Source organism: Nitrospirillum viridazoti CBAmc, from assembly GCF_000730165.1.
GTDB classification, from domain to species: domain Bacteria; phylum Pseudomonadota; class Alphaproteobacteria; order Azospirillales; family Azospirillaceae; genus Nitrospirillum; species Nitrospirillum viridazoti.
Genome location: NZ_CP022111.1, coordinates 406,860 through 431,496, shown reverse-complemented (window position 1 = coordinate 431,496; position 24,637 = coordinate 406,860). Strand labels below are relative to the sequence as shown.

Below are 24,637 nucleotides of genomic sequence, written 5' to 3'. Positions count from 1 at the left end.
GCCTTTGATTGGACCCATCACTTGGTGGCGGGCAAAAGGACATACCCGGACGTTTTTTTTTCTTAAAACTGAGACTCCGCCGCTTTCCATCTCCCAGCATCAGGCGGAGCCAATAACGTGATCGGCATTTGGCCGCGAAGGTCAGGGCAGATCGACCTGGATCAGGAAAGGACCCACCTCATCGAAGCCCTGCTTCAGCGCCAGCTGCAGATCCCGGCGGCTGGCCACACGGGTGGCGGGAACGCCGTATCCCTGCGCCAACGCTGTCCAGTCCACCCGGGGATTGTCGAGCCGGGTCAAGCGGCCCGTCACATCGCCATCGATGGAAGCGTCCGCCCGCTTCAACTCGGTCTGCAATATTCCATACCGGTGATTGGCCGCGATGATAACGGTGACCGGCAGCTTCTCGCGGGCGATCGTCCAGAGGGACTGCACGGTGTATTGGGCGCTGCCATCGGATTGCAGCGACACGACGCGCACACCCGGCGCCGCCAGGGCAGCCCCGGTGGCGCAGGGCAAGCCCTGGCCGATCGCGCCACCCGTATTCGTCATCACGCGGTGCTTGCGGGCACGGTAGGCGCGTTGCAGAAAGGGGCCACCGAGGGTGGAGCCCTCCAGGGAAATGATCGCCCCCTCCGGTAGGCGGTCGATTAGATCATCGACGACATCCACCGGGGAGAGAGGCCCGGCGCCGCCCGCGTCGGATGGCACCGCTGGCGTGGCAGCGGTTTCCGCAGCCAGCGCCGGCGCCTCCATCCGGGCCGCCAGGGCTTCCAGCGCCGCGACGCTATCCTCATCCGGCCGCGACAGTTCGATGATGCGGTCCGATTGAACCAGCGCGCTGGGTTGCCCTTCGTATCCGAAGTAGCTCACCGGCGCTTTCGCCCCCACCAGAACCACCGTGGCCTCCCCCACCTGCTTCAGGACATCCTGCGGGAAGTAGGCCAGGCGTTCGAGACGCGGGAGATCGCCGCCCAGACTTACGATCGCCGGATAGGATTCCATGAGCAGCCGTGCGGACACGGCACCGGCGACGCGCGCCGCCGCGCGCTGTCCCCGCTCCGTAAGGGCGTCGGCGCCGAGCAACAGGATAAGCGGACCACCGCGTGACAGCGCCGCCGCAGCGGCATCGACAGCGACATCCGAAACGGCGCCTTTGCCCGATGGCCGCGTCGGCGAAGGGGAAGTCGCCTCCGCCACCTCGGCATCCATCACGTCCGTCGGGGCGATCACGGTGACCACCGCGCCATTCGGCCCCGACGCGATGTCGAACGCCTCCTGCAACTGGGCCGGCAAGCTGGCCGCGTCCCGCAAATAGATGACGGCCTTTGACACCGGCTTGGCGAAGGAGTCGATATCGGACGTCAGCGGCGCATCGAACGGCAGATGCCAGGTGGCATGATCGCCCACGATGTTCACCACCGGCGACCGGGCGCGGCGGGCGTTATGCAGGTTGGCGAGGCCATTCGCCAAACCCGGGCCAAGGTGCAGCAGGGTGAGCGCCGGCTTGCCTGAGACACGGGCATAGCCATCGGCCGCGCCCGTGCACACCCCTTCGAACAATCCCAGGACGGGCCTGATGCTAGGCACGTCGTCAAGGGCGGCGACCAGCGTCAACTCCGTCGTTCCCGGATTGGCGAAGCAGATGTCTATTCCTCTCGCCCGGGCGGCCCGCAGCAGACGATGGGCCCCGTTCCAGCGGGTGGTCGTCATGATACCTCCTGGGCGACGGCGTCCAGCCCCGCCTTGAAGAGGGAGATGATTTCATCGAGGTCGGCCTTGGTGGCGACCAGCGGTGGCGCGAACACCATCGTGTCGCCCAGGGCTCTGGAAATCAGGCCGCGACCAACGAGGTCCTTCAGCAGTTTGCGCCCAACGCGCAGCTCCGGCGCGAACGGCGTCTTCGCCGCGCGGTCGCGCACCAGCTCGATGCCCATCATGAACCCCAGACCGCGGATTTCGCCCACCAGCGGGTGGTCCCCCACGGCTTCGCGCATGGCCGCGTGGAAATAGGGGCCCAGCTGTGCCACATTCTCCACCACCCCCTCCTGGTCAATGGCCTTGAGGGTGGCCAACGCCGCCGCCGCCGCGACCGGGTGAGCCGAATAGGTGTAGCCATGGCCGAACAGCCCGGCCTTTTCCGATCCCGCCTCGATCACGTCCCATACCTTCGGCGACACGAAGCAGACGGACATGGGGAAGTAGCCGCTGGTCACACCCTTGGCGGCCGTGATCAGGTCAGGTTCCAGGCCAAACCGCTGGCTGCCCCAGTAAGTGCCCAGGCGGCCGAAGCCCGACACCACCTCGTCCAGGACCAGCAGGATGTCGTGCTTGCGCAGGATGGGAACGATCTCCTCGAAATACCCTTCGGGAGGAGGAATGAGGCCACCGGCGCCCATGACGGGTTCGGCGAAGAAAGCCGCAATCGTCTCCGCCCCCTCGCGGGCGATCAGCGCCTCGAGTTCGGCGGCGAGCTGACGGGAGAACTGCCGCTCGGACACCCCCTCAGGCGCCTTGCGATAGTGATGGGGATTCGAAATATGGAGGATCGGTCCCTGCGGCAGATCGAACAGCGCGTGCATGCCCGGCAGCCCGGTCAGGCTGGCAGTGGCCACACCTGATCCGTGATAGCTGTTCCACCGCGCGATGACCTTCTTCTTCTTCGGCAGGCCCCGCAGATTGTTGTAGTACCAAATCAGCTTCAGCTGGGTCTCGTTGGCGTCACTGCCCGACGCCCCGAAGAACACGCGGGCCATCGGAACCGGCGCCCGCTTCAACAGGGCGTGGGCGCATTCGATCGCCACGTCCGTCGACAGGCCGTTGAAGGTGTGGAAGAAGGACAGCTTGGTGCTCTGCGCGGCGATGGCGCCGCTGATGTCTTCGCGCCCATACCCTAGGTTGACGCACCAAAGACCGGCCATGCCGTCGAGGTAGCTTCGCCCCTCGATATCCTTCAGGCGCACGCCCTTCCCTTCGGCCATGATCAGGGGCCCGTCGCGCATCAGGTCGGCCACGGAGGTGAAGGGATGGAAAAGGGAAGCGCGATCGATTTGCCCGGCGCGTTGGATGTCGAACGTCATCATTGTTTCCTGTCAGCTTGAACCGAGCGGATGTGCGGCCAGGAACCGGCCGACATGCTGGGCGTAAGGGATCGGGGCGTCGTCGTGCACGTAGTGGCTGGCGCCGGCGACCGTGACCGAAGAAATGTTGGAATTGCGCCGGGTCATCTCGCGAACGGTATCGGCGGCGCAAAAGTCGGAACGCTCCCCCCGGATGACGAGGGTTGGAACACGCAGCGCCTCCACGGCCGGCCACAGGTCGACAATCCGCTGCGGGTTGGGGGCGATCCGTGTGTGGCTGATCCCCTCGGCGTCGTAACGCCAGGCGATGCGGCCTTTGGCGTCCTCTCTCAGGCTCTCGGCCATGCGCTGCTCGATGGCCTCGGCACTCAGCATCGGCCGGCTTTTACGCCAGTACGCCCGCGCCTCGCCCCAGGTGGCAAACTCCCGGGGCAGCGCTGCCATCTCCGCAACGATGCGCTCAGCACCCGCCCCCCGCGCCGAAGAGCCCGGCGCGATGTCCTCGATGATCAGCGCCGCCAGGCGCGTGGGGTGCTTGGCGGCATAGACATAAGAGGTCGTGCCGCCCATGGAGTGGCCTATCAGGTGGAAGCGCGTCAAACCGAGGCTGTCGACGACGCCCTCAAGGTCGGCCAGGTAGCTGTCCGTATAATAATTGCGGCCGGGATCCCAATCGCTGTCGCCACGGCCACGCTGATCGACGGCGATGAGTCGATGGGACGGAGCAAGCGTCCGCGCCAGGGTCCGCCATGTGCTGGAATATCCGCGAAGCCCATGAAGAAGCACGACCGGCGGCGCGTCCGGCGGACCCCACTCGCGAACCGCGAGCCGCAGGCCATTGATCATCCGGATGCTTAAACGTTCACCGGGAAGCAGGCCTTCGGCGACGGGGCGGTCATTGCCCGGGGCCGGTGAGGTGGGGTCCGTCATCGCCATCCGCCCTTAGCGCAGCCCGTCTTCGCCGATGATCTCATCCACCGAGATGCCGCCCAGGCGGGCGTGCAGGCGCCCACGCGTCGCAACCGCCATGGCGATGACGACCTCGTCCGGGCCGGGGGAGTCGGTGAAGGTCACGGAAAAGGTGTCGTAATGGGAACGGACGTAAAGGGCGTCCTTGTGTGCCAGCGGAATATCGATCTCCGTTCCCGGCCCGCCACGCTTGCCGGTGGACGGGACCCAGGCCTTGCCCCCGCCGACGGCTTCGCGAATGGGTTCGGCGAAGGCCGTGGTCAGGAAGGCGTTGCCGTGCTCGTACTCGCCGTTGGCGCCGACCAGGGCCGCCTTGCCGTAGCTCTGCACCGCGCGGCCGGCGAGCCGGGTGATCAAGCGCCGCGCGAATTCGATACCCAGATGTTCGGACGCGGCGATGACCTCGTCAAACGAGGCGACGAAGCGCCCGGCATTGGGATTGGCGATGGCGGCCGCCACCACCAGTTTCACGACCGGTTCACCATCGGCCAGCGGCCCGGTCTCAATGGCGAGGGTCTCCTCCTGGAACTCATACCACTTGCGGATATGCAGGCCGTGGAAGTTGGCGGGGCGGCTGGACATGGGAACTCCCGTTCGCTGAGTTGTCAGTTTCTTGAAGGAACTTTTTCACAACAATATGGCTATATCAAGTTAATAGTTCCTTTTTCGGAACAATCACACCTGGTGCATTCCGATCAGAGGAACACCGCCCGGGACAGTCCCCCGTCCACCGCGATGGACTCGCCCGTAAGGCCGCTGGCAAGCGAAGACGCCAGGAACACGATGGCGTTCGCCACCTCATCGGCTTCCAGCATCCGCCGGATCGCCGCTGGGTCCGCCGCTTCACGCTTGATGATGGCGTCGACGCTGGTGCCTTCCGCCCGTGCCATGTCGGCGAACCAGGCCTCGATGTGCTCGGTCCGCGTCACACCGGGATGGACGATGTTGACCGTGATGCCATCGACACCCAGTTGATCGGACAAAGTCTTGGTCAGGTGGACCAAGGCCGCGTTGCGCATACCGCTGAGGGCTTCGGTGGAACGCGCGGTAAGGCCGCCCACGTTGACGATGCGTCCCCAGCGCGCCTGACGCATGTGGGGAACGCACGCCTTGCACATTCTGAAATAGCCGACCAGCTTGGTGTTCAGGTCCGCAATCAGGCCGTCTTCGTCCGCCTTTTCGATCTCGTTGCGGACCAGCCCCCCGGGAGCCGCCGCGCAATTGACCAGGATATGCACACCGCCAAACCGCCGGACGGTCTCGGAAACGAGGTTTTCGACCGACGCGCGAAGGGTCGTGTCCACCGGGACGGCAACGATCTCGCCACCGGTTTCAGCCCGCAACGCCTCGGCCGCAGCCTCAAGGGCATCGCGCGTCCGGGCGGCAATGACCACCTTCGCGCCCTGTCTGGCCAACTGTCGCGCCGTCTCCTTGCCGATGCCGACGCTTCCCCCGGTCACGATCGCCACCCTGCCGGCAAGGCCGTAATCCACACTCATACCCTGTCCTCCTTCAGCCCGAATGCCTGAACAAACCTCATCGACACGCTACCGAGCGAGCCGAAGGTCGCCGTCACCTCTTCATCAGGTCCGAGTACCGTCATGCCGGTGCAGCTGCCACTGGCGACGAGCTGGCCTGAGCGTATCCCTTCCCCCCTCGCTGCCAGCCAGTTGGCCAGCCAGGTCACCGCCTCCAGCGGATGACCGAGGACTTTCGCGGTGGAGCCGCGCACGTCGGGCCGCGTCCTGCGGATCAGCGTGACCGTGAGGCCCCGCAACGCCTCTTCCGACCAGTCGCGCAAGGGCTCCCCCACGACCAGCAGATCGGCATTGCCATTATCGGCCACGATACGCGCGAGGGTGTCATCATCGCCCATGAACCGCGTGTCGCACACCTCGATGCCCGCGAAGGCGCAGCCGATACCGCGCATCACGTCGGCTTTTGAAAACGGTGCCGCTTCGGGCGGAAGATCCTGATCGAAACGGAAAATCACCTCCGCCTCGACAATCCTGAGATGGCTGCCCGCCTCTATCCGTGCCGGGGAAAACCTGATGTCGGGCGGCGCCAGCCGGCCCGCTATCGGTTCAACCGCCCCCAAACCTTCCTGCGCCGCAGCGCTGGTGAGGCCGATCTTGAATGCTGCCACTGCGGCGCCCCTGAGCCTCACGGTCGCCGCCTGTACTTCATAAGCCTCGGCCAGATTGGCCGGAAGGTACGCTGCCGTCGCAGGGTCAACCGGACGCCCTGTACAGCGCGCCGCCACCAGGGCCGTGGCGAGTTCAATGGCAGGGGACGGAACCATGGGATCACCTTGTCTAGGGTGGGCGTCCCGTTCTATGCCCGAATTGTCCCGATTACGCAACAGTTCATCGATATCACGCTCATTGTTTATTTTTGTTGACCATGCTATCTAAGCCGCCATAAGCCATTCAGGACATCCTTCAACGTCGGGACCGGGAGCAAGCGCGTGACGACAACGACCGCCATCGAGAGAGCCGAGCACCTCAAGGCAGCCTTGAAGGCCCGACCCCAGCGCCTTTTGATCGGCGGGGAATGGGTCGACGCCCTGTCGGGCCGTACGTTTGAAACCGTCAACCCCGCCACGGGGGAAGTCCTGGCCCATGTCGCCCACGGCGCGGCGGCGGATGTTGACTTGGCCGTGCGCGCCGCCCGGAAGGCCCTGAGCGATCCCGCCTGGAGCCGCATGACCGCGGTGGACCGGTCCCGCGTCCTGCTCCGCCTGGCGGACCTGGTCGAGCGCGACGCCGAGAACCTCGCGGTTCTCGAGTGTCTCGACAACGGAAAGCCGGCGACCTTGACGCGTGCCGTCGAGGTCGAGGGAACCATCAGGACATTCCGCTACTTCGCCGGATGGCCCACCAAGTTCGGTGGCGAAACGCTGCCGGTGTCGCCGCGCAGTGGCGCGCAGATCCTGAACTATACGACCCGTGAACCCGTTGGGGTCGCGGGCCTCATCGTTCCCTGGAACTATCCGCTGTCGATGGCGGCGTGGAAGGTGGCGCCCGCGCTGGCGGCGGGATGCGCGGTGGTTCTGAAGCCCGCCGAACAGACCCCGCTGACCGCGTTGCGCCTGGGTGAATTGGCGCTGGAGGCGGGTGTTCCGCCCGGTGTCTTCAACATCATCACCGGCTTCGGCGATGCCGGTGCCGCCCTGGTGGAACATGACGGCGTCGACAAGGTGGCGTTCACCGGTTCCACGGCGGTCGGCAAGGCCATCGTCAGGGCCTCGGCGGGCAACTTGAAGAAGGTGTCACTGGAACTGGGCGGCAAGTCGCCGCAAATCGTGTTCCCGGATGCGGACCTAAAAGCGGCGGCGGCCTCAATCGCCCAGGGCATCTTCTTCAACCAGGGACAGACGTGCACCGCCGGATCGCGCCTTTACGTCCATAAGAGCCGTGCCGATGAGCTGCTGGACGCCATCGCCGGTGCCGCGGCCCGGCTCAAGATCGGCGACGGGCTGCGGCCTGACGTGGACTTCGGCCCGCTGATTTCCCAAGAGCAATGGGACCGGGTCAATCATTACGTCGAGGTGGGTTCCACGGAGGGTGCCAAGCTGGCCGCCGGCGGGCGGCGCCCTCCCGCCCTAGACAAGGGATTCTTTTTCGAGCCCACCATTTTCGTCGATGCGGCGCCCACCATGCGCATCGTCCGCGAGGAAATTTTCGGGCCCGTCCTGGCCGCGCTGACCTGGTCCGACCTGGACGACCTGGTGGCTCAGGCCAACGATTCCGAATACGGCCTGTCCGCCGGAATCTGGACCAACGACATCAAGGCGGCCCACCGCACCGCCGCCGCCATCAAGGCCGGCACGGTTTGGGTGAACTGCTTCAACATGATCGACCCCGCCAGCCCCTTCGGTGGCTTCAGGCAATCGGGATGGGGGCGGGAGCATGGCCGGCAGGCCATGGAACTCTACAGCGAAACCAAGAGCGTCTGGGTGAACCTCTCCTGACGCCACGCCGGCGATTTGCAGTCCGCGATAACGAGGCAACCGACATGAACAAGACATTGATCGTTTCGACCGACGGCCAGGCGGTCCTGCGCAGCCATGACAATGGCGCCACGTGGCGACGGCTGACCATTAACCAGGAACTGGAATACGACGACTGCGTCCGCTGCCTTTTGGCCGATCCGCGCGATTCCCAGGCCCTGTTCGCCGGGACGGAGAAAGGCCTATTCCACAGCAGCGACTGCGGCGCCAACTGGACCCGCATCGACAGCGCCCTGAACGACTACACCATCTGGAAGCTGGCTGTGCATCCGGATCATCCCGACATCATGTATGCCGGGACCGGTTCCCCGTCGCTCGCCATCCTGTTCCGTTCCCGCGACGGCGGTAAGACCTGGAGCCGGACCGGGCTGGAAATGCCGCCGAAATGCGCCGGGGTGAGCCGCCCCCGCATGCTGGCCCTGGCCGTCGACCCTGACGACCCCTTGGGCGTGTGGGCCGGAGTGGAGGAAGGCGGGCTTTTCCGGTCGCGCGACGGCGGCGACTCCTGGCAGCGCGTGGATACCGATTGGGCGCCCAGTCGCGGCAACTCGGACCTGCACGACATCGTCGTGTTCCCCGGCGAGCCGAAAACCATCCTGGCCCTGGTCGTCAACGGCATCTACAAATCGGTTGACGATGGCGTGACCTGGACCAGAATGGACGCCAAGGAAACCTGGGGGCTCTATTACACGCGTGTCCTGCGACGGCGCCCCCAAAGCGGTGAGCTGATCCTGGGCATCGGCGATGGCACGCCTGGCTCGACGGGCGTCATCCTGCGATCCGAAGACCGGGGGCGTACCTGGAGGGAAACTCCCTTGCCCACCCAGCCGAACTCCTGCTTCTGGGCCATCGGCACCAACGTGGCCGACCCGGACTTCATCCTCGCCGGCACGAAGTTCGGCCACCTCTACCGGAGCGAGGACGGTGGCCTCAGCTGGCGCAAGGAGTGGCGCGAATTCAGCGAGATCACCGACATTGTCTGGCTGCCGGCGGTACCCGGCGCGGAGGCTGACGACCATGCCCATCACCCCTAAGGTCAAGCGTATCGGCCATGTGGTCCTTTATGTCCGCGACCCGGAAAAGTCCGCCCGGTGGTACGGCGAAATCCTGGGCATGAAGATCAGCGCACGCGTTGCCGAGGGCCCCTACGCGGGCGGCATTTTCTTGAGCTTCGGTTATTACGATCACGACATCGCCTTGTTCCCGGGCGGAACCGATGCCCCCAAGGGCAAGGAGTTCGAGCATATCGGCCTCGAAATCGATGTCGGCGGCGATATCGGCAAGCTCAAGGACATATACGCCACCTTCCTTGAGAAGGGCGTCGTCATCCACGAGGTCCTGGACCACGGCGTTTCCAACGGGATTTATTTCTATGATCCGGATGGACATCAGTTGGAAGTGTTCGCCCAGATCATTCCGCCCGACAATGGGGCCGCCATCGCCGAGTTGGGCGCGAACCAGGGGCAGGCTGACCTTATCACGTTCGATCGCTGATGCCGTCCATCCTCCGGTGGCCCAAGCATGCCCAGTCACGTCCGCCCCGCAGGGACGGGCGTGATTGCCGTTTGGCCTTCATCACCCATGCCCGCTGTGCCCAGTTTCAGGCCCCGGCAAGGCGCCTTTTGCGAGAAAAACATTGGCGGAGACCGATCGAATCGTTGACCTTCAGGCCAACCTTGGCGCTATTGTTCACTTAATGCAAAAATAACGACGCATGCGTGCCATGGATGACAAGATTGAAGTTGGGAATGCCGTCGCCTTGATGTCATTCGCGGCGGTGGTCAGCACAGGTAGCTTTTCGGCGGCCGCAAAATGGCTGAATTGTTCGAAGGCGGCAGTCAGCCGCCAGATCGCCCAGTTGGAAAGCGACGCCGGCACCAAGCTTCTGGACCGGACGACCCGCAGCATCTCGGTCACGCCCGCCGGGCAGCAGATCTACGACCGGTGCGCCCGCATCATCGACGAGGTCAACGAGGCCAACCAGGTCATGGCCGGAATGCTGACGACACCCCGCGGCGACCTGAAGGTCAACGCCCCCGTCGTGGCGTCCCTATTCCGCGTGACCGAGTTCATTCCCCAATTCCTGACCCAGCATCCCGATGTCCGGGTCCACCTGAACCTTTCCGACAGCCAGGTGGATCTGCTGCGCGGGCATTTCGATGCGGCCTTCTGGGTCGGGGAGCCTTACGATTCCGCTCTCGATGCCGTCAAGCTTTGCGAATACGACATGGTGCTGGCGGGATCGCCGGATTATTTCGCCAAGCACGGCACCCCCTCCTCCCCGGCGGAGTTGAAGGAACACGACTGCGTCGTTGAAACCCATCTCTCCCGGCCGGGGGAATGGCAACTTTCCAAGGACCTGGTTGTCCCCGTCGTCCGCGGCCAGTTGACCTCAAACAGCGTCCGGATGACCCGCCAGGCCATCCTCGCCGGCATGGGGATCGCGTTCCTTCCCCGTTTCCTGCTGGAGCAGGACATCGCCGGCAACAGGCTGGAGGTGGTGCTTTCAAACCACGTCTCGGCCAAGGTGCCGCTGTACCTCATCTTCCCCAGGGGCAACTACCTTCTGGCCAAGGTCAAGGCGTTCGTCGATTTCCTGTCCGCCAACCTTCCCTCCGCCAAGGCCCGAAGCGATGATGAGGCCTTCGGATATGCGGACGCCTCGTAGGACGCCGCCGGAACGGGGCGTCGCGCGGACGCCCCGCCATCCCACTTAGATATCCCCGCTTAGATATCTAGGGAATCGTTATCAAATCCGAAACGCACGGCGCCCAGGTTGCGGGCATACGGGTAGGGATTGTTGGCCACGTGGGCCCGCGCCGTGTGAATGTCCAGGAATGCCTGCTGGACGGGGTTGCCCCGGAACACAGCCTTGGCGCCACTGAACGCCATCAAGGTGTCGATGGCACCGACACAGCGATCCACCATGCCGGTGGTCGATGCCCCCAGCGCCGCTCGTCTCTCGACTGGCCAGTCGCCGCCGATGGCCCTTTCCATCAATTCGCGGCAATCCCGGTCCAGCACGAGGGAAAGCTCGTCCAGCGCCCTTTCCACCTGGGCCACGGCGTGTTGGATGGTGGTGTCCCGGGCGAGACGATCACCGGTGTAGGTGGCCCTCTTCTCCTTCGTTGTTTCGACGAAGACATCCAAGGCGCGTTTCAGCGCGCCCAGGGAGGTGGTGGACACCGTCCTGTTGAAGATCTGCGCGAACGGCATCTTGTAGAGGGCCGCCGTGTTGTGGGCATGCCCCGGACAGTTCATGTTGAACATGTCCAGTTCCCTGATGGTCCGATGCTCCGGCACGAAGGCATCGTCGACGACGATGTCGTTGCTGCCCGTCGCGCGCAGTCCCATGACATCCCAGTTCTCGACGATCCGGTAATCGGACCGGGGGATCAGGAAGTTGCGCGGGTCGGGCCTGCCGCCCGGTTCCGCCGAGGGCACCATCGCGCCAAGGATGACCCAGTCGCAATGCGCCGAGCCGCTTGAGAACGCCCATCGCCCCGACAGCCGATAGCCACCGGGGACCACCGTGACCTTGCCCACCGGCATGTAGGAAGAGCTGATGCGTACGGCCTGGTCCCCGCCCCATACCTCCTGCGCCGCGCGATCGTCGAACAGCGCCAGTTGCCAATTGTGGACGGCGATGACCGCGTAGACCCAGGCACTGCTCATGCATCCCTCGGCCAAGGTCCGGGCGATGGCGCAATACACCTGCGGCGGCAGTTGGTACCCGCCATGGCGCGCGGGCTGCAGCACCTTGAAAAAGCCGGCGTCCGCGAAGTCCTGAATTGTTTCCGCGGGAATTTGCCCCGCTTCGATGGCCCCCCGCGACCGCGACCTCAGCGTCGGGACCAAGTCTTCGGCCCGCCGCAGCAAACCGGCGACCAGGTCCGACGCGTCGTTGGCCACCTGGCCCGACCTGGGGGCCTGGGTATATGCGGACGACGCCCGCGCCTCCTCTGTCTGCACGATTCTTCTCCTTACAAGTAGATGCCCCGCGTGATGCCGCCATCGACCGCGAGGGACTCCCCCGTTATGGCGGCGGCCAAGGGCGACGCGAGAAAGGCAACGGCGTACCCCACCTCCTCCGCCCGAATGACACGCCGAATGGGCGTGGCGGCGGAGAATTCGGCCTCGATTTCGGCGGGCGTCACGCCGCGCTTGGCTGCCTCGGCCTCAAAAAGCTCCACGATGTGCTCGGTCTGGGTGACGCCGGGATGCAGGGCGTTCACCGTCACGCCGTCGGGGCCCAATTGATCCGACAAGGTCTTGGTCAGGTGGCAGACGGCCGCGTTGCGCATGCCGCTGAGCAGGCTGGATGACCGGCCGGTCAGTCCACCGATATTGATGATCCTGCCCCAGCGGCGCCGCGCCATGTGGGGGGCCACGGCCTTCGCGCAGCGGGCATAGCCCACCACCTTCGTGTCCAGATCGCCCAGCAAGGCGCCGTCATCCAGATGCTGAATCTCGCCATGCGCCGGGCTGGACGGGTTGGCGGCACAGTTGACGAGGATGTCGATGCGGCCGAAGGCGTCGATGGCGGCCGTCACCATGCTGTCGACCCGGGCTTGGTCGGTCGTGTCCGAAGGAATGGGCAGGACTGTCCCCGCCGTCTCCGCCTCCAGTTCCGCCGCCGCCCTGCTCAACTTGTCGCCGCGCCGGGCGGTGATGACCACCCGGGCGCCCTCTTGCGCCAGCACCTTGGCCACGGCCCGGCCAATGCCGGAACTGCCGCCCGTGACGATGGCGACGCGCTCATTCAATTCCAGCTTCATTTTCTTCCCAACATGTGCGGCTGCGTTCACGGCACAGCGGAATTGTGGGGTAGGGCTTGCAGGCCACGGGCCCGCAAGCCGCCGAGGACGATGGCAAGGCTGCAGATCAGGACCGCCGTGCTCATCCACGCCGCCGGCACGAAGTTGTGGCCCGTCAGCAAGGCCGCCGCCAAGGCGGGGCCGACGCCGAAGCCCACGGTCTGGATGCATCCCATGGCAACGACGACACGCCCCCTCGCATCCGCTTCGGCGCAGACGCCGGAAAGGAGGGGTTGGGCGAGGTTCCATCCGAAATTGAAGAGGATGCCGGCGACGAACAGCTGCGCAGCCGACACGGTCCCCATCAACAGCCAAAAACTCAGCAAGGAGATGGCGCCGCTGCCGGCCAGCAACCAGGCGCGGCTGACCCGGTTCGTCAGAAGAACGGCGACCAGCGCCCCGCCCGTGCCTGAAAAGGAGGAGACCCCCATGGCCTGGCCGATGATGTCCGGGTCAATGCCGTTGCTCGTGCCAATCCGCTCAAAGTAGCTCCACATGGCACCTTGGGCGATGAAATACAGGAACACGCCCGCAAGCCCGGCGACCGTCAGGACCTTCTGGACGGAAACACCGTCCAGGGCGTTGGCGGCGGACATGGAACTGTGGGTTGGCAGCCATTTCACGACAGCGGCGGCGGACACGGCAATCAGCGCCAGCCCGATGAATATCGCCGACGGCCCGATCGACACCTGCAGGGCGGGCAGGACCACAAGGATCCCGGCGCTCACCGCCAGACCGACCACCAGGTAAATGCCGAAAGCGCGATCGGGATTGGGGGCGCTTCCCAAGGCGGCGAACGACACCGCGATCGCCAGCCCCTCGCCGCACCCGGCCAGCACACGCGCGGCGACAACCGCGGGATAGGTCCCGCACGTGGCCGTCCAGAGATTGCCGATACCGATGATCGCCAGGGCGAGAAGCGCCAAATGGCGCCAGTTGAACCGGGAGATGAGAAACGTCCCGGCGCCGATTGCGACAGCCATGGCGTTGATGTCCCATGACGCCACATACCCAAGTGACTGATCGTCCAGTCCGGTGAGACTGCCGACCAGGCCAACAAAGCCGGGCACGATCATGATCGTCAAACCGCCCAGGGTGCCAAGCACCACGGCGGCGAGCAGTCCCGGTGTACCAAGCCGGGTGGGATGCGCCATCACCATATCCGCACGGCGAAGGCCGGCCCCTGAGGCCAGGACACGGGCATGCTCTCTGCAATCATTCTGGATAGCCCCCCAACAAATTATATGGCCCGGTAAGCATGCCTCAATTGTCTCTCTTTAGCAACGTTTGTCTTGTTAACCGATGATTGTTCCAATTATGATCCAAAAACCGGCCAGCGCGGCGTTGGAACGCGGTCCGGACCAATGCATCGGAGAGAGACCATGCCGGTGGAAAAAGATCAGTTCCGGGCTGCCATGGCGCGGCTGGGGGCGGCCGTCAGCATCATCACGTCCAACGGCCCCGCCGGCCGCCATGGCATGACAGTCTCAGCCGTCTGTAGTGTCACCGACCAGCCGGCGACCTTGCTCGCCTGTATCAACCGGTCGTCGCGGGGCTACCAAACCTTGAAGACAAACGGCGTCGTCTGCGTCAATGTCCTGGCCGCGCGGCATGAATCCCTATGCAGGCTGTTCGCGACACCGGGTTCCCCGGCCGCTGAGCGATTTGCGAACGAATTGGAGTGGGACACCCTCCAGACCGGCGCGCCGGTCCTGCGCGACGCCGCGGTGGCCTTGGACTGCACGGTGGACGCCATAAACGACGTGGGCACCCATGGCGTGCTTTTCGCCCGGGTGCAGGCCATCCGCATCAATGATCGCGCCGATGGCCTGATCTATTTTGACCGGGCCTTCCATTGCGTCCGCCAGTCCGTGGCGTCAGGCGCCGACACCACGGACTGAACCACCCCGGTCAGCGGGGGGCCGCTGACTCCGGATACCAGAAGGTAACGTGGCACCCCTCGCAAGCCTGGTCGATCTTGCCGCCCGCCACGACCAGCGCCTTGACGTCCCGCTTGTCGATGGCTGCGAGGGCCTCGAGCGTGGTGGCCCTGACATCGTCGGCGAAAGCGGCGAATGAGGGCTTGTTCGCCCGGATGAGGACGTCAATCTGCTTGGGGTCGAGTTCGCCGAGCTTCGGCTGAGCCCCCGGCGGCGCGGCGTGGCGCCCCTCCATCACCACAAGGTTCATCGCCTCGAGAAGAGTGAGCGCATGGCGCCGGACTTCCTGCCATTCCTCCGGCGTCCGCGGCTCCCGCTTTTCGACGCCCGCCTCGGTGCTGATGACCGCGACGGAATCCCAAACGCCGTCCGCCGCGGGGTCGACCGTACTGTCCATAAGCTCCTGGATGGTCGCGAACACCTTGAAGGGCGATCCGGACTTCGCCTCACGCGCTGAGGCGACCTGGGCCGATTCCGCACGCGAAACGTACCAGCGCCCGCCCCCAGCCACAGCACCGCATACCAAAAGGATGGCCACCGTGGTGCGGGACAGGCGCAGGCGGGGCCGCGGGGCGGCCGCCATAGTTGCACGGGCTTGGTTTTCCCTTCCAACGTCGGGCCTGGTCATACGCGGTCACCGGAGCAAGGGGTTGCGCCAGGATCGGCACCGCCGGCGGCAGGCCCGCACCCGTCCCGCAGCACGATACATCTTCCACTCTTCATGACTGAAACCTCCACATCTCGGCTCGCCCGTTGTCCCTAGGGATGGACGGCACGCCTCGCAACGTGCCGGCCGCTTCCGGCGGGGCGCTTTCGAACGATCGCCCGCGCGCGGGTTCCTCATGACAGGGTAACGGTTCTGAAACCGTTCGAACCTGGGGTGACGCGCCCGGCGTCGACTACCGCCGGGCGCCGCGATTGGCGTTTTCCAGTAAACGCCTGCCGCCACGGATTTCAGAAATCGACCTTGTACTGGATACCGATCTGGCGAGGCCGGCTTACAGCAGCCATCGGCAAGCTTTGGGAGGTTCCGTTCGGCAGGAATTGCTGGCGGACGAAGCCGGACGGATAGAGGTTGCCGTAATTCAAATGTTCATTGAGCAGGTTCTTGCCATAGACTGACAGCGTGGACCCGCCGAAGCGCACACCAATATTGCCGTTGACGATATTGAAAGGCTGACGCCTCAAAAAGCCGTCGGCGCCGATATTCGGGACCAGGACCGACCCCGTATAGCTGTAGTCCGCCGCGACGAACAGATCGGTGGAGGCGTTGATCGGGGTTTCATAATATCCCGACACCGTCCCGGTCCATCTCGGGACCTGGGTCAGGCGGGTGTCCGGCGCCTGGGGAATAAGGCCAGGGTCCTGCAGCACGGCGTCGGTATATCCCAAACCGAGTTGAAGTGTCAGCGGGATGTCGGCGAACGGGCGCCCCGACAGCTCCAGCTCCCCGCCGCGAATTTGCGCCCGGCCGGCGTTGGTCAGGAAACTGTAGGAGCATTGAGGAAGCTGGACCTGCTGCTGAACTTGTGACCAGTCGATTTGGAACCCGGCCACCGAGATGTTCAAGCGCCCATCGGCCAGCCGGTCTTTGGCGCCGACCTCGTAGCTCCATAGGGAGTCGGGCTGGTAACGTTGCGCCTTCTCCGCGCTGACACCGATCGCCGCGAGATCTGCCGCGCAGAAGGCGGGCAAGGGCGCCTGCGCCCCGCCGACGCGGAAGCCTTTGGCCGCCGAGGCATACACCATCGCATCGTCGTCGATCTTGTAGGACACCACCCCTTTGGGCACCAGGCCCGACTGGTAATTGTTCAGCTCCGGAGCGTAGGCCCCATCGGGGGGGTTGACCACGCCCGTGGCCACATGCGCGTCGCCATGCTGCGTGATCCAGTATTGCCGCAAGCCGAGCGTGACGGTCAGCTTTGGCACGACCTCATAATACAGCTCACCAAATGCAGCGATGTTTTCTTCCTGCGTCGGGATCGTATCCGAATTCTGGTAGTCCTGCGGAAGGCCGGCGGTAATGAAATCCGGCACCTGAACCGGCGGCTGACGGAAGGTCACGTCTTTTTCTTGATAGAAGACACCGGCTACCCCGGACAGATGAGGCAGGAGGGTACCCTCGTCGAAGGAAATTCGACTTTCTTGCGTGACTCTTTTATCTTGCACAATATCAATGACATAGAGCGCGGGGTCATTCGGGAGATTGATGCCCAAACCGGACTGGAAGTATTGATTCGTGCCCTCGGTATCGTCCTCCAGTTCCCGTACCTTGCGGTCAAAATAGCTGGTGGAAGATACGACGGAATAGCCGTTGCCGTTGTAGGTCAGGACCAGGGAACCGAGACCCCAATGATCCTTGGAGTATTCCTGAACATCCCGGTCACGATGAACGGTATAGGAAACCGGCTTGAAGTCCGGCAGGGGAACATAGGCGGCTGGAAAGCCATGCAGTTCGGACACCTCCCCCATCGCGGTGAGTGAGGCCTCCAGATCCTCGGTCAATTGGACACGCAAGGTGGTCATTCCCGAGAAGTCGTCCTGGCGTCCCTGCCCGTCCCTGGTAACAGGATTGCCCCCGGCGTCCGGGAAAACACGTTTGATATAACCGGAGTCCCGCTGCGCGCCGGCGGCGAAATTCATCGCCACCTTGCCCGGCGTTATGACCACGTTCGTCAGCGCATTGCCGCCTACGTCCATGCTGCCGCCGTCCGTCCCCCCCGCCTGGACCTGGACCGAGGATTCGCTGTTCGTAAGGGACGGCTTCTTGGTGATGAAGCGCACGTTGCCGCCCATCGAACTGGCACCGAACAGCGTCCCTTGCGGCCCCTTGAGAACCTCGATGCGCTCAAGGCCCAATGTCTGCGGGCTCACCGTTTCAGGTATCGGTGTGTCATTGAGATAGTATGCGGTGGTGTTCGTCCCGGTAACCCCGCGTATCGTCGTCTGACGCCCGCCGCTGAATCCTACCGACGTTCCATCCGATCCCTGGCCGTATTGGAACGTCAAGTTGGGTATTTTGGTCGCGTAGTCGGCAAAGCTTTGTATGTTCTGCTTTTCCAGGAAGTCCGAAGACATCGCCGTTACGGAAACAGGAACGTCCGTCAGCCGCTCGTCCTTCCGGCGTGCGGAGATGACGATTTCCTGCAAGGGCGGCTGCTCGTCGCCGGCGGAGGTGGATGCGGAATTATTCTGCTGGGCCGCGGCCGTACCAGCCTGGAGCACCGTCAAGGCGTAGCCCGCCAGCAGTGCGCAGGAGGCAGCCCGCCTCATGAACCGGCGTTTGCTCACCATAACCCGCCCGCCAGCCGAAATCTTGGCCGCCACCGCCAGCGGCCGCGGCTCACTATTGAACATCATGTCTCGTAACTCCCTGCTTTGTCATTTTTCTCTATTCCGCGGTTGAGCCTGCGGCCCATACCGGGGAGAGCGTGAACGCTCTGGATCTTGTCGCCACCCCATCACCGGAGCGGGTGCGTGACTGGCGCGACGAACACCCTTGGCGGAATGACCAAAACGGCCAGCCTTGCCCAAGCCAACGATTGATCGACCGAAGTGGACGTCCTGGGGCACCGGGGACCTGAACGGTCACGTCCATCTCCGCGCCAGACACCTTTTCCTCCAACCTCGCGTGCCAGCCGGCCCCGCGACGGCTGCCACACCCGGCCAATAAAGACAGGCGTACGCCCTGTTACGGTTAAGTTAACGGTTGCGAAACCGTTTGATGGGTGAACGGCCCCGCCGCTTTCCATAGCTTTCCGGATCGAGTGAACGGCCGCACTGGTCGTGAGGCGGCTGAACGTCCTTGAGCGTCGAACCGGATGGAGGACGCGATTATTTTCCCTGACGCCGACCGCGGTTATGTCCTATTCCCGCCCCTCGCGCCTCACCGCGCGTTGGGCCGCCACGTTGACGGTCAGGGTGAAGATGTCGGGCCGCGCATAGTGGCCCGCGACGTCAAAGTCATATTTGCCGCGTACCACGTCAGCCGGATCAATATCGGCATACAGGATGGATTCGCCACCGAAGTGCGGCCCGGCGAGCACCGTCCCGAGGGGGGCCACGATCATCGAACCACCGCGCAACAGGACCGTGCCGGGATCGTCCCCCAATGCGCAATCAAAGTCGGCGGGATATGCGCCCCGCGTGATGTGCTGGCAGGCCGACAGGACGAAGCAGCGCCCCTCCAAAGCGATATGCCGCATGGTGGCGGCCCAACTGTCGCGGTCGTCCGCCGTGGGGGCGCAATAGAGCGTGATACCCTGGTCATACATCGCCATGCGCATCATGGGCATGTAATTCTCCCAACAGATGACGGCGCCGATCCGCCCCAACGGCGTCTCGATGACGGGCATCGTCGATCCGTCGCCGAAACCCCAGATCAGCCGCTCCGCCCCCGTGGGCATCAGCTTGCGATGCTTGGCAACCAGGCCTTTTTCCCCATCGAGGAACAACGCGGTGCAATAGACCGTCCCGCCGTCACGTTCGATCACCCCGATAACGACGAACGTCCCTGTCGCCGCCGTCGCTTCGGCCAGCAGTTCGACCTCGGGCCCGTCCAGCGCGATCGCCGCCTCATGATACCGGCGGTAATCCTCACGCCCTTCGGGCATGCGCATGCCCACGGGCGTGCCAAACGAGGCCCCTTTGGGATACCCCCCCAGAAAGGCCTCCGGGAAAACCACCAGGCGCGCACCGGTCACCGCCGCCTCACGAATGAGGTCCGCCGCTTTGCGCGCCGACGCCAACGCGTCGTGCGGCAGGGACGCCGCCTGCACGACGGCGACACGAAACTGCGACGAGGGCATGTCGATCCTTTCCACGCTGGATGCGCCTTCAAGGCGCCGGTATGCCCGCCAAGATACTTGCATTTGGCCAGTAGGCAAGATATTTTAAGCCTAAAGCATTTACCTTCAGGGGAACATGCGCTGCGCCGGCACAAAGAAAGCCTGAAGGGCACATCAATTGCGGCACATGCGTATATCATATTGTTTTTTCAGTATATTTTAAATGGCGAAGCCGCTATCCACACTGGCAGGAGGCTTCCATGAGCCATGCCTCGCCCGTTATGGACCGGCTGCGTTGGGCACACATATTTTAATTTAAGCATAAACTAAAATTTGGCAGACGCCTATCGGCTGACACATCGACATGCAGGGGCCGCTGCTCACGATAACGTCGCAGCCCCCGCTGACCAGTTCGCGACACATCCCCACCGCCTTCCCTCCCACCCCTGGACTGCAATCCGTCATGACCCGTCCCGCATCCTATCCTGCCCCCCGAACCGGTCTCTTTCCCGGCATGCTGGGGACGGGCGACATCATTTTCATGATCCTAGCCTGCGCGGCCCCTATGGGCGTGCTGGCGGGGATCATCCCGCTGGCCTTCGCTTTCGGGAACGGTGCCGGAATGCCGGGAACCCAGCTCGGCATTTGCGGCGTCATGCTGCTGTTTGCGGTCGGATATGTCCGCATGATACCACATGTGAGGAACGCGGGCGCCTTCTACGCCTATATCGCCGCCAGCCTGAACAAGGAGGCGGGGATCGCCGCCGCCTATACCGCCGTGCTGGCCTATATCTGCGCTGGCACCTCCACGCTCGGCGCTATGGCTTTCTTCGCCGCGGACTTCCTGCGCAGCACCTTCGGCATCGAAAGCCGGTGGGAATTGTGGGCCGCGGCCGGCATCGCGATCATCGCCTGGCTGGGTTATCGCAAGATTACGATGGCGGCCAAGGTCCTGACGGTGGCGTTGTTGCTGGAAGTGGGCCTCATCCTCCTGATCGACGGTCTGGTCCTTTATGAGAAGGGCTTCTCGGGACTGGATTTCAGCAGCTTCACGCCATCGACCGTGTTCGCGCCGGGCCTGGGCATATCCGTGATTTACGCCATCAACGGCTGCATCGGCTTCGAGGCCACCGCGATTTACCAGGAAGAGGCGAAGGAACGGCAGGTCACCATTCCGCGCGCCACCTATGGGGCGGTGCTGATACTCGGCACCTTCTACGTGCTTTCCGCCTGGTGCCTGGTGCTCGCCGTTTCACCCGACGCCATCAAAACGGTCGCTCTCGCCGATCCAGGTCGGCTTGTCACAGGTATTGCCGGACGCTATCTGGGCGGGCTTGGCCGGGATGCGCTCAACCTTCTCACCGTGACCAGCCTGTTCGCCGCGGCGCTTGGCTTCTTCAACAACATCACGCGCTATCTGTTCGCGTTGTCGCGCGATGGGCTTCTGCCCGCCCCGCTGGGAAAGGCGCATCCCGTCCACGGGTCGCCCTACGTGGCATGCGCGTTATTGACCGCGATCTTTTCAGGCGTCGTCGCCCTTTTTGCCCTGGCTGGCCTTGACCCGCTGCTGAATCTGGCCACCAGCCTTTCCTCGATGGGGGCGGTCGGCCTTGAAATACTCCTGACGGCGACCTCGCTTTCGATCCCCTTGTACTTCGCCCGCCGGCGCGAATTCTCAGCGGGCAAGACCGCCGCGCCCTTGATCGGCGGGTTCCTGATCGCGGTCGCCACCTACTTGTCCCTGCGGAACTACTCCGCCCTGACCGGTACGGACCTTCTCGCCATCAACTGCCTGCCTTTTCTTTTCCTGGCGGTCGCGGCGATTGGCCTCACCCACGGCACCTGCCTCCGGAAGTTCCACCCGGACATGTATGCGCGTGTTGGCGCGACGCAAATCGAAGAAATCCTCCCGGGGGAGGACATCCACGAGATCAAGGTCAAGGCGACCGCGTGACGACCGCGCCGCCCGCATCGGAATGGCCATGCGGCCATCGGCGCGGCGGCCAACCTTCCTGGAGTGAACAATGACGTCGAACGAGTCCGAACGGGCGCCTTCCGGCAAGGCGGCCATCCCACCCTCGCCGCCCCTGCCCAGCGGCCTGCTGCTGATCGACGGCCAGTTGGCCCCCCCTCTCCGGCCAGGCCGGATGATCGATGCGCTCGATCCATCGACCGGCCGTAGGATTACTCAGTTCCCCGCCTGCTCCCGTGCGGATGTGGATCGCGCGGTGATGGCGGCGCAACGCTGCTTCGAGAGCCGCGCGTGGCGCATGATGCGCCCCTTGGACCGCGGCAGGCTGCTGGAACGCCTGGCCTTGCTGGTGGAAAAGCATAGGGAGGAACTGGCGGCCCTGGAGTCGCTGGACAGCGGCAAGCTGTTGGCCGTCACGCGGGCGATTGATCTCCAGTTCACCATCGACGGCCTGCGGCACTACGCGGGGTGGGCTTCGAAAATCGCGGGTGACTATGTCTCCCATTCGCCGCTGGTGCCTGAAGACGCCGTCTATCGCGCCTACACCCAACGGCGGCCCCTGGGCGTCGTCGGCGGCATCACCCCATGGAACTTCCCCCTGGGCCAAGCGATCCAGAAGATTGCGCCGGCCATCGCCTTTGGCTGCACCGTTGTCCTCAAGCCTTCGCCGGAAACCTCCCTGACCACACTTCGGCTTGGTGAACTGATCGTGGAGGCCGGCTTTCCGGCAGGGTCGGTCAATATCGTGACCGGCGACGGCATGGAGATTGGCGCTGCCCTTGTTGGTCACCCGGCCGTGCGCAAGATCGCCTTCACCGGCTCCACGGCCACCGGCCAAAGCATCCTGGCCGCCTCGGTCGCGACGATGAAACGGGTCACCCTCGAATTGGGTGGCAAGTCGCCGACAATCATTCTTGCCGATGCCGATCTGGACCGTGCGATTCCGGGCGCGGCGGCGGCCATCTTCGCCAATTCGGGTCAGATTTGCACCGCCGGTTCGCGGCTGCTGGTCGAGGCGCCCATCTATGACAGGGTGGTCGAGGGTGTGTGTGAAATCGCGCGCGGCCTGAAGATTGGCTCGGCCTTCGATCCGGCCACCCAGATGGGGCCGCTCATCTCGGCCCAACACCGCGATCGGGTTGATGGCATCGTGGAAAATGGCCTGGCTGAAGGCGCCGTGGCCTTGGCCGGCGGCGGCGCCGTCGACGGTGGCGGCTGGTTCTACAAGCCCACCGTGCTCGGCGGCGTATCGGCGCAAATGTCCGTGATGCGGGAAGAGATCTTCGGACCCGTGGTCTGCGCCGTACGTGTCGAGGACCCGGGTGACATCGTGCGCATGGCCAACGACACGCCTTTCGGCTTGGCCGCCAGCATCTGGACGCGCGACCTCGACCGCGCGCACCTGCTGGCGGAACGGATCGACGCCGGCACGGTGTGGCTGAACACCCACAACGTCCTGGATCTCACCATGCCATTCGGGGGGCACAAATTGTCGGGCCTGGGGCATGAGTTCGGCGGCGACGCGATGCAGGCGTTTACCGAGCCCAAGGCCGTGTGCATGCGGCTCGACCCCGGTTCGATGCGGTACTGAGGCGTCGCCGGCGGCTTAAGCCCTCTCAGGCCGGCGGCGGCACAGTCAAGGCCCGCCGCGTTTTTGCCCATCACGCGGCGGGCCATTTTTTGCTCAAGGACCGATCAGATCTGGAAACGATCAAGTCGGTAGGGAGCCGGGTCGATGAGCGGGACCCTGCCCATGACCAGATCGGCGGCAAGCTGTCCGGCGGCCGGTGCGGTTCCGAAGCCGTGGCCGGAAAAGCCGGAGGCCAGGATCAGGCCGGGGATTCCAGCCACCGGACCGATCACCGGCAGCGAGTCCGGCGTGACATCGATCATCCCACCCCATGCCTGCGCCACCCACGCCTTGCGGAAAGCCGGCCAGGCCGCCGTGAGGTTAACCATGGCTTCCTCGTTGAGGCCCACATTGACCGGCGGGTCCATCGTGCGGACCAGCTCGAACGGGGAAACCGAGTCCGGCCCCCAGCGCCGCGGCAACGCCAGATCATCCAGGAAGTCCCGGCCCAGCGTGACGCGCAGATTCTTCCATTGCGCCATCAGCGTTGAAAGATAGCGGGGGCCGATCAGCAAGTGATCGAGCAGCAGCGGCGCGAACAGCGCGCCCCGCTGTGTGATGGTGTAGCCGCCGTCGTGCCGCTTCCGGAAAGAGAAATCCGGTCCGCCGACGGCGATATCGGTGGGCCCCTGCATCGGATCGGTGCGCAGTACGGACGCGACCAACGGCAAGGTCAACAACCGGATCCCGAGATTCCCCAGGAAGCGCCGCGACCAGACGCCGCCAGCCAGAATGACCTGCTCACACCGTATTTCCCCGCGTTCGGTCACAACGCCGCCAACGGCACCCGCCGCCGTCGACAGTGTACGGACGGCACAGTTCTCGATGATGACCGCCCCCTTCGCCATGGCCGCCCGGGCGATGGCACTGGACGCGAACGTGGGTTCGGCTCGGCCGTCGGACGGAGTGTATATGCCACCGACAAACGGTTCCGCCGCCCCTGGCGCCAGTTCCGTGATTTCCCGGGGACTGAGCAGGCGGCTGTCGAGCGACGCCCCCTTGACCGAGTCCAACCAACGCTCGTGCGCGGCCATTTCCGCCGGCGTTCGGGCGACGTACATGATGCCGGCCGGACGATAGCCGCAATCGCCGCCAACCCGCCGCGGCATCTCCGCCCAAAGGCCCTCGGCTGCCTGAGCCATCGGCAAATCCGGTGTCGGCCGCAGCATCTTGCGCACCCAGCCGAGGTTGCGGGACGACTGTTCCCCGGCAATGCGGCCCTTTTCCAGCACCACCACCGGAACGCCACGCTCCGCCAGCGTCAGCGCCGCCACCAGGCCGACGATGCCGCCACCAATGACGACGACCGTGGTTGCGGCCGGAAAATCCGAGGACGTTTCTACAGGTATTATGTCAGGAGCCATGGTCCGTTTCTTCAAACTGGATGCAGGCGCCCATCCCCCATGCCGCCAACGGGCCGCCACGCGGGG

The 24,637-nt window shown here is 64.5% G+C and carries 20 protein-coding genes; 7 read left to right on the top strand and 13 right to left on the bottom strand.

Annotation, left to right across the window (positions count from 1 at the left end; translation table 11 throughout):
* Positions 1 to 141 precede the first annotated feature (141 nt).
* The 6 genes from Y958_RS15370 to Y958_RS15345 form a co-directional block, all read right to left on the bottom strand.
* On the bottom strand, positions 142 to 1,713 hold the full coding sequence (locus tag Y958_RS15370) for an acetolactate synthase large subunit (protein ID WP_088872922.1): 1,572 nt from the start codon (positions 1,711 to 1,713) through the stop codon (positions 142 to 144).
* A complete protein-coding gene (locus Y958_RS15365; RefSeq protein ID WP_088872921.1) occupies positions 1,710 to 3,083 on the bottom strand; it encodes an aminotransferase in 1,374 nt (457 codons plus the stop codon). The genes Y958_RS15370 and Y958_RS15365 overlap by 4 nt, the downstream gene beginning before the upstream one ends.
* Before the next feature lie 9 nt (positions 3,084 to 3,092).
* Positions 3,093 to 4,010, bottom strand: coding sequence for an alpha/beta fold hydrolase (locus Y958_RS15360; protein WP_211098664.1), 918 nt, complete (start codon positions 4,008 to 4,010; stop codon positions 3,093 to 3,095).
* Between the two features lie 12 nt (positions 4,011 to 4,022).
* Positions 4,023 to 4,631, bottom strand: a complete 609-nt coding sequence (locus Y958_RS15355; protein ID WP_088872920.1) for an amino acid synthesis family protein — start codon at positions 4,629 to 4,631, stop codon at positions 4,023 to 4,025.
* Between the two features lie 113 nt (positions 4,632 to 4,744).
* Entirely contained in the window at positions 4,745 to 5,548 is an 804-nt protein-coding gene (locus Y958_RS15350; protein ID WP_088872919.1) for an SDR family NAD(P)-dependent oxidoreductase, read from the bottom strand.
* Positions 5,545 to 6,351 carry a 2-keto-4-pentenoate hydratase gene (locus tag Y958_RS15345; RefSeq protein ID WP_088872918.1) on the bottom strand — a complete coding sequence of 269 codons (807 nt, stop codon included), beginning with the start codon at positions 6,349 to 6,351 and terminating at the stop codon, positions 5,545 to 5,547. The genes Y958_RS15350 and Y958_RS15345 overlap by 4 nt, the downstream gene beginning before the upstream one ends.
* Before the next feature lie 165 nt (positions 6,352 to 6,516).
* Here Y958_RS15345 and Y958_RS15340 point away from each other — a divergent pair, with 165 nt between their 5' ends.
* The 4 genes from Y958_RS15340 (at position 6,517) to Y958_RS15325 (ending at position 10,729) form a co-directional block, all read left to right on the top strand.
* Positions 6,517 to 8,022, top strand: a complete 1,506-nt coding sequence (locus Y958_RS15340; RefSeq protein ID WP_088872917.1) for an aldehyde dehydrogenase family protein — start codon at positions 6,517 to 6,519, stop codon at positions 8,020 to 8,022.
* 44 nt (positions 8,023 to 8,066) lie between these two features.
* Positions 8,067 to 9,095, top strand: a complete 1,029-nt coding sequence (locus Y958_RS15335; protein ID WP_186291417.1) for a WD40/YVTN/BNR-like repeat-containing protein — start codon at positions 8,067 to 8,069, stop codon at positions 9,093 to 9,095.
* Complete coding sequence (locus Y958_RS15330; RefSeq protein WP_040843187.1) at positions 9,079 to 9,555, top strand: VOC family protein; 477 nt, start codon at positions 9,079 to 9,081, stop codon at positions 9,553 to 9,555. Before Y958_RS15335 ends, Y958_RS15330 begins: the two co-directional genes overlap by 17 nt.
* 268 nt (positions 9,556 to 9,823) lie before the next feature.
* The gene (locus Y958_RS15325; protein WP_244909597.1) at positions 9,824 to 10,729 is read left to right on the top strand and encodes a LysR family transcriptional regulator; all 906 of its coding nucleotides are present in this window, start codon (positions 9,824 to 9,826) and stop codon (positions 10,727 to 10,729) included.
* A gap of 59 nt (positions 10,730 to 10,788) precedes the next feature.
* On the opposite strand, the gene Y958_RS15320 is transcribed toward Y958_RS15325, so the two are convergent.
* Genes Y958_RS15320 through Y958_RS15310 form a run of 3 tightly spaced genes read right to left on the bottom strand, consistent with a single transcriptional unit; the run spans position 10,789 to position 14,032 of the window.
* Complete coding sequence (locus tag Y958_RS15320) at positions 10,789 to 12,033, bottom strand: acyl-CoA dehydrogenase family protein (protein ID WP_211098662.1); 1,245 nt, start codon at positions 12,031 to 12,033, stop codon at positions 10,789 to 10,791.
* An 11-nt stretch (positions 12,034 to 12,044) separates the two neighbouring features.
* Positions 12,045 to 12,839 carry an SDR family oxidoreductase gene (locus tag Y958_RS15315; protein ID WP_088872916.1) on the bottom strand — a complete coding sequence of 265 codons (795 nt, stop codon included), beginning with the start codon at positions 12,837 to 12,839 and terminating at the stop codon, positions 12,045 to 12,047.
* A 26-nt stretch (positions 12,840 to 12,865) separates the two neighbouring features.
* The gene (locus tag Y958_RS15310; protein ID WP_145727585.1) at positions 12,866 to 14,032 is read right to left on the bottom strand and encodes an MFS transporter; all 1,167 of its coding nucleotides are present in this window, start codon (positions 14,030 to 14,032) and stop codon (positions 12,866 to 12,868) included.
* Between the two features lie 228 nt (positions 14,033 to 14,260).
* Between Y958_RS15310 and Y958_RS15305 the strand changes: the two genes are divergently transcribed.
* Positions 14,261 to 14,779, top strand: coding sequence for a flavin reductase (locus tag Y958_RS15305; protein WP_040843189.1), 519 nt, complete (start codon positions 14,261 to 14,263; stop codon positions 14,777 to 14,779).
* A 10-nt stretch (positions 14,780 to 14,789) separates the two neighbouring features.
* Here the strand turns inward: Y958_RS15305 and Y958_RS32000 are convergent, their stop codons facing one another.
* From Y958_RS32000 to Y958_RS15290, 3 genes are all read right to left on the bottom strand, one after another.
* Complete coding sequence (locus Y958_RS32000) at positions 14,790 to 15,446, bottom strand: hypothetical protein (RefSeq protein WP_186291416.1); 657 nt, start codon at positions 15,444 to 15,446, stop codon at positions 14,790 to 14,792.
* A 326-nt stretch (positions 15,447 to 15,772) separates the two neighbouring features.
* On the bottom strand, positions 15,773 to 18,178 hold the full coding sequence (locus Y958_RS15295) for a TonB-dependent receptor (protein WP_088872913.1): 2,406 nt from the start codon (positions 18,176 to 18,178) through the stop codon (positions 15,773 to 15,775).
* 506 nt (positions 18,179 to 18,684) lie between these two features.
* Complete coding sequence (locus Y958_RS15290) at positions 18,685 to 19,626, bottom strand: carbon-nitrogen hydrolase family protein (RefSeq protein WP_088872912.1); 942 nt, start codon at positions 19,624 to 19,626, stop codon at positions 18,685 to 18,687.
* A gap of 442 nt (positions 19,627 to 20,068) precedes the next feature.
* Here Y958_RS15290 and Y958_RS15285 point away from each other — a divergent pair, with 442 nt between their 5' ends.
* Entirely contained in the window at positions 20,069 to 21,559 is a 1,491-nt protein-coding gene (locus Y958_RS15285) for an APC family permease (RefSeq protein WP_244909531.1), read from the top strand.
* Positions 21,560 to 21,629: 70 nt separating this feature from the next.
* Complete coding sequence (locus Y958_RS15280; RefSeq protein ID WP_088872911.1) at positions 21,630 to 23,168, top strand: aldehyde dehydrogenase family protein; 1,539 nt, start codon at positions 21,630 to 21,632, stop codon at positions 23,166 to 23,168.
* A 104-nt stretch (positions 23,169 to 23,272) separates the two neighbouring features.
* Here Y958_RS15280 and Y958_RS15275 read toward each other — a convergent pair whose 3' ends face one another.
* Positions 23,273 to 24,571: an NAD(P)/FAD-dependent oxidoreductase gene (locus Y958_RS15275; protein WP_088872910.1), complete on the bottom strand. Its 1,299-nt coding sequence runs from the start codon at positions 24,569 to 24,571 to the stop codon at positions 23,273 to 23,275.
* Between the last annotated feature and the right edge of the window lie 66 nt (positions 24,572 to 24,637).

Bases quoted from the DNA above. Each gene is read 5' to 3' on its own strand.
- Y958_RS15370 (WP_088872922.1), bottom strand. From the start codon at position 1,713: ATGACGACCACCCGCTGGAACGGGGCCCATCGTCTGCTGCGGGCCGCC.
- Y958_RS15365 (WP_088872921.1), bottom strand. From the start codon at position 3,083: ATGATGACGTTCGACATCCAACGCGCCGGGCAAATCGATCGCGCTTCC.
- Y958_RS15360 (WP_211098664.1), bottom strand. From the start codon at position 4,010: ATGACGGACCCCACCTCACCGGCCCCGGGCAATGACCGCCCCGTCGCC.
- Y958_RS15355 (WP_088872920.1), bottom strand. From the start codon at position 4,631: ATGTCCAGCCGCCCCGCCAACTTCCACGGCCTGCATATCCGCAAGTGG.
- Y958_RS15350 (WP_088872919.1), bottom strand. From the start codon at position 5,548: ATGAGTGTGGATTACGGCCTTGCCGGCAGGGTGGCGATCGTGACCGGG.
- Y958_RS15345 (WP_088872918.1), bottom strand. From the start codon at position 6,351: ATGGTTCCGTCCCCTGCCATTGAACTCGCCACGGCCCTGGTGGCGGCG.
- Y958_RS15335 (WP_186291417.1), top strand. From the start codon at position 8,067: ATGAACAAGACATTGATCGTTTCGACCGACGGCCAGGCGGTCCTGCGC.
- Y958_RS15330 (WP_040843187.1), top strand. From the start codon at position 9,079: ATGCCCATCACCCCTAAGGTCAAGCGTATCGGCCATGTGGTCCTTTAT.
- Y958_RS15325 (WP_244909597.1), top strand. From the start codon at position 9,824: ATGTCATTCGCGGCGGTGGTCAGCACAGGTAGCTTTTCGGCGGCCGCA.
- Y958_RS15315 (WP_088872916.1), bottom strand. From the start codon at position 12,839: ATGAAGCTGGAATTGAATGAGCGCGTCGCCATCGTCACGGGCGGCAGT.
- Y958_RS15310 (WP_145727585.1), bottom strand. From the start codon at position 14,032: ATGGCGCATCCCACCCGGCTTGGTACACCGGGACTGCTCGCCGCCGTG.
- Y958_RS15305 (WP_040843189.1), top strand. From the start codon at position 14,261: ATGCCGGTGGAAAAAGATCAGTTCCGGGCTGCCATGGCGCGGCTGGGG.
- Y958_RS32000 (WP_186291416.1), bottom strand. From the start codon at position 15,446: ATGACCAGGCCCGACGTTGGAAGGGAAAACCAAGCCCGTGCAACTATG.
- Y958_RS15295 (WP_088872913.1), bottom strand. From the start codon at position 18,178: ATGATGTTCAATAGTGAGCCGCGGCCGCTGGCGGTGGCGGCCAAGATT.
- Y958_RS15290 (WP_088872912.1), bottom strand. From the start codon at position 19,626: ATGCCCTCGTCGCAGTTTCGTGTCGCCGTCGTGCAGGCGGCGTCCCTG.
- Y958_RS15285 (WP_244909531.1), top strand. From the start codon at position 20,069: ATGACCCGTCCCGCATCCTATCCTGCCCCCCGAACCGGTCTCTTTCCC.
- Y958_RS15280 (WP_088872911.1), top strand. From the start codon at position 21,630: ATGACGTCGAACGAGTCCGAACGGGCGCCTTCCGGCAAGGCGGCCATC.
- Y958_RS15275 (WP_088872910.1), bottom strand. From the start codon at position 24,571: ATGGCTCCTGACATAATACCTGTAGAAACGTCCTCGGATTTTCCGGCC.